At 66.3% G+C, this 4,152-nt stretch carries 3 protein-coding genes and 1 pseudogene; 2 read left to right on the top strand and 2 right to left on the bottom strand.

Features of this window, described 5'->3' with window-relative positions; genetic code table 11:
* A pseudogene (locus tag ACEQZD_RS14365) lies at positions 1-154 on the bottom strand (3-oxoadipyl-CoA thiolase); the annotation flags it as partial.
* Between the two features lie 208 nt (positions 155-362).
* Here ACEQZD_RS14365 and ACEQZD_RS14360 point away from each other — a divergent pair.
* Together ACEQZD_RS14360 and ACEQZD_RS14355 are read left to right on the top strand one after the other, a co-directional pair.
* A complete protein-coding gene (locus ACEQZD_RS14360; RefSeq protein ID WP_194855629.1) occupies positions 363-1,514 on the top strand; it encodes an acyl-CoA dehydrogenase family protein in 1,152 nt (383 codons plus the stop codon).
* A gap of 188 nt (positions 1,515-1,702) precedes the next feature.
* On the top strand, positions 1,703-3,082 hold the full coding sequence (locus ACEQZD_RS14355; protein WP_370186272.1) for a hypothetical protein: 1,380 nt from the start codon (positions 1,703-1,705) through the stop codon (positions 3,080-3,082).
* A gap of 289 nt (positions 3,083-3,371) precedes the next feature.
* On the opposite strand, the gene ACEQZD_RS14350 is transcribed toward ACEQZD_RS14355, so the two are convergent.
* Positions 3,372-4,152, bottom strand: a 781-nt coding sequence (locus tag ACEQZD_RS14350) for an MBL fold metallo-hydrolase (RefSeq protein ID WP_370186270.1), incomplete at its 5' end; no start/stop codon positions are given.

Genomic DNA, 4,152 nt, shown 5'->3' with positions numbered 1-4,152 from the left:
CCACGTCCTCGATCAGGGCGGGGTCGAAGGGGTTACGGGCGATCAGGGCGCGGATGACGTCGGCGAGCAGGTCGTCCGGACGGACCGGCGCAAGGGCGCCGGCGTGGCGACCGAAGGGGGTGCGCAGACCGTCGTAGATGTAGGCGTCGAGCATGGTTCTCTCCGATAAGCTGCAAGCGGCAAGCTACAAGCTGCAAGCTGGCCGTGCCTCCGTCTTGCTTGAGGCTTGTAGCTTGGGGCTTGTAGCCGCCGAAGGCGCGTGTCCGCTAAGCGGAACACAATTCCGAAACTTGACGAAAAGCATAGGTCGTGACAGAGTTTGATGCAATACGCTGACTAAAACCAACGACAGAACAACGCCCATGATTCGCGACCAGGAAGTACTCAATCAGCTCGTCGATACCATCCACCGTTTCGTCCGCGACCGCCTGATTCCGGCGGAGCAATCCGTGGCCGAGAACGACGCCATTCCCGAGGACATCGCCCGGGAAATGAAAGAGATGGGTTTGTTCGGTTTGTCGATTCCCGAGGAGTACGGCGGCCTGGGCCTGACTATGGAAGAGGAAGCCCTGGTGGCGTTCGAGATCGGCCACACCTCGCCGGCGTTCCGCTCTTTCTTCGGCACCAATAACGGCATCGGTGCCCAGGGCATTCTGATCGACGGCACCGAAGAGCAGAAGCAGAAGTACGTGCCGCGCCTGGCCACCGGCGAAGTGATCAGCTCGTTCTGTCTGACCGAGCCGGACGTGGGCTCCGACGCGGCGAGCCTGAAGACCCGCGCGGACAAAGACGGCGACCACTACATTCTCAACGGCACCAAGCGTTACATCACCAACGGCCCGGAAGCCGGCCTGTACACGGTGATGGCGCGCACCGACCAGAACAACAAGGGCGCCGGCGGCATCACCGCCTTTATCGTGGAAGGCGACACGCCGGGGCTGATCCGCGGCAAGCCGGACGTGAAGATGGGCCAGAAAGGCGCCCACGTTTGCGACATCACCTTCGAGGACTGCCGGGTGCCCGCCGAGAACATTATCGGCGGCAAGGAAGGCCAGGGCTTCAAGACCGCCATGAAGGTGCTGGACCGGGGCCGTCTGCACATCTCCGCGGTGTGCGTGGGCGTGGCCGAGCGTCTGATCGAGGACGCGCTGCGCTTCGCCATGGAGCGCAAGCAGTTCGGCGCGCCGCTGGCGGACCATCAATTGATTCAGGCGATGCTGGCCGATTCCCGCGCGGAAGCGTTCGCCGGCCGTTCCATGGTGCTGGAAGCGGCGCGCAGTAAGGACGCCGGCAAGAACGTCAGCCTCGACGCCTCCTGCTGCAAGCTGTTCTGCGCCGAGATGGTGGGCCGGGTGGCGGACCGCGCCGTGCAGATCCACGGCGGCGCCGGCTACATGGCCGAGTACGCGGTGGAGCGCTTCTACCGCGACGTGCGGCTGTTCCGGATCTACGAAGGCACCACCCAGATCCAGCAGATCGTCATCGCCCGGGGCATGGTTCGCGACGCGCAGTAGGCTTGGCCTTGTAGGAGCGGGCCCCGCCCGCGAAAGGCCGGCAAAGCCGGCCGGCAGGATTCTAGAGAGCTTGCTGACGGACGCACCAACAACGTCTCTGGGATCCTGCCGGCAAGCAAGACTTGCCTTTCGCGGGCGAGGCCCGCTCCCACAAGCAAGGCCCGCTCGCACAAGATCCGTGAAATGACATGCTGAGATTTTCCTTGCCGATCTGCATGATCGGCACCTTGATGGCGCTCACCGCCAACAGCGAGCTCGGGCTATGGATGGCCCGTCCCGCCCTTCTGATTTATCTGATCACCCAGTGGCCCCGCCAGGGTCTGCTCGCCAAGGGCCTGCAGACGGTGGCGGTGTTGTTGTCGCTGCTGGTGGCCGTATTCCACTCCGACCCCCTGCCGATCCTCCTCGACGCCTGGGACCGCTTCTGTTTCTTCGCCACCTTCGTGTCCGCCCTGGGGCTGCTGCGGGTGTCGGCGATGCGTTCGCGGTTGATCCGCGACGCCGGCCAGGTGTTGATCCGCCAGCGCCCGACCTGGCGCTACCCTACCCTGTCCCTGGGCAGCGCCCTGTTCGGCATGATCGTCAATATCGGCGTGCTCAATCTGTTCGGCGCCATGATCCAGCGCAGCAACAGCCTCAAGGCGGCGGGCGGCGACCGGGCGATCCAGGCGGTGCGCGAGCGGCGCATGATCATGGCGATGCTGCGCGGCTTTTCGCTGGCGCCGCTGGTGTCGCCGCTGGGCGTGACCCTGGCGGTGATTCTTTCCAGCATGCCGCAGCTGAGCTGGTCGAAGCTGGCGCCGGTGGCGTTTCCCACGGCGGCGATCGTGTTCGCGCTGGGCTGGGCGCTGGACTGGTGGCTGCGGCCGCGCCATCTGACCGCGCCGGTGGTGACGCGCCCCTCGCCGGAACCCTTGTTTCGCTTTATCGCGCTGGCGCTGGGCATCACCGTGCTGGTGTTCGCGGTGAGCCTGGGCCTGGATGTGCGGCTGCCGGTGGCGGTGCTGATCGCCTGCCCGCTGAGCGCGGTGGGCTGGATGGCGGTGCAGCGCCGGCGGCTGGGCGGCGGCACCGGGGTGGTGCGGGCGGTGACCCTGCTGGGCCGGCACTCGCGGCTGATCTTCGGCGCCAGCCGCAATGAGATCGCGGTGCTGGGCGGCTCGGCGTTTCTCGGCGGGTTATTGATTCCACTGGTGGATCAGGCGTGGCTCGGCGACCTGCTGATCGCCACCGGCTTGCACGGCGCGCCGGCGGCGGTGACGGCGATGCTGGTGGTGCTGCTGCTGGCGCAGGTGGGGCTGAACCCGATTGTGTCGGTGACGCTGATCGCCGGGCTGTTCGCCGACACCCATGTGATCGGCCTGGAGCCACAAGTGCTGGCGGTGGCGCTGATGAGCGCCTGGAGCCTGGCGATGATCTCCTCGCCGTTCACCGCCGCCATGATGGTGCTGGCGCAGCTCACCGGGCGCTCGCCCTATACCCTGGCCTGGCGCTGGGACGGGCTGTTCTTTTTGCTGCTGCTGCCCCTCATCAGCGCCTGGTTGTTTTTGGTCGATGCGTTTTATTGAACGTCGGAGCCACCGCCAGCGGAGTGCCGCCCAGCGGAATGCCGCCCAGCCAATTTATACAATGCAACCGACATTCCGGCGGGTATGTTGAGAGCTGATTTTGTGCGAGCGGGCCTTTGTGGGAGCGGGCCTTGCCCGCGAAAGGGTGGCTTACAGCCACCCGGCAGGATTCCAGAGAGGTTGTTTGTGCCGCCGTTAGAAAGGCCTCTGGGATCCTGCCGGCAAGCAAAGCTTGCCTTTCGCTTGCAGGGCAAGCTCCCACAAAGGCCCGCTCCCACAAGAGCCGCGGTCAGGCGCTGAAGTAGAGGCGGCCGTCGCGCTCCTGGCGGTGGACGCGGCCGGTGGCGAGCAGGCAGTTGAGGTGGGCGATGCTTTCGCCCATGGCGAACATAAGCTGGTGGCTGTCGAGCTTGCGTTTGAACAGCACCGGCAGCAGATCGTGGGCGGTGATCGGCTGTTGCCGGCAGGCGTCCTCGGCGGCGTCGAGCTGCTCGCGGTGGTGATCGCAGAGGTCGTCGACGCGGGCGTGCAGACCGTGGAACGGCAGCCCGTGGGCGGGCAGCACCAGGGTGTTCTCGTCCATGGCGTCGCGCAGGGCGCGCAGGGAGTCGGTGAAGGCGGTGACCGGGTCGTCCTCCGGGTCGAGCGCGCGCACCGTCAGGTTGCTGGAGATTTTCGGCAGCACCTGGTCGCCGCTGATCAGCACCTGGTCGTGCTCGCGGTAGAGGCAGATGTGCTCCGGGGCGTGGCCGCGGCCGATGTGCACCCGCCAGGTGTCGCCGTTGACGGTGACGGCGTCGCCGGCGGCCAGGGTTTCCGGTTGCGGCGGCAGTTCCGGCAGAATCTTGCGGAAGGTGTTGCCGCGCCCGGCCAGGGTGTCCAGGTCGTCACCGGGCACGCCGTGGCGGCCGAAGAAGGCACGGAAGTTGTCGCCGATCTCCTGGTCGCTGGCCGCGTGCAGCTGGGTGGTGAGCGCCCACTCGCCCCGGGTCATCCACACCGGGGCCTGGAAATACCGCGCCAGCCAGCCGGCCTGACCGATGTGATCCGGGTGGTAGTGAGTGACGATG

This window comes from Alloalcanivorax sp., from assembly GCF_964221125.1.
GTDB lineage: Bacteria > Pseudomonadota > Gammaproteobacteria > Pseudomonadales > Alcanivoracaceae > Alloalcanivorax > Alloalcanivorax venustensis.
The sequence above is the reverse complement of the archived record's forward strand: the minus strand, read 5'-3'. Positions and strand labels throughout refer to the sequence as shown.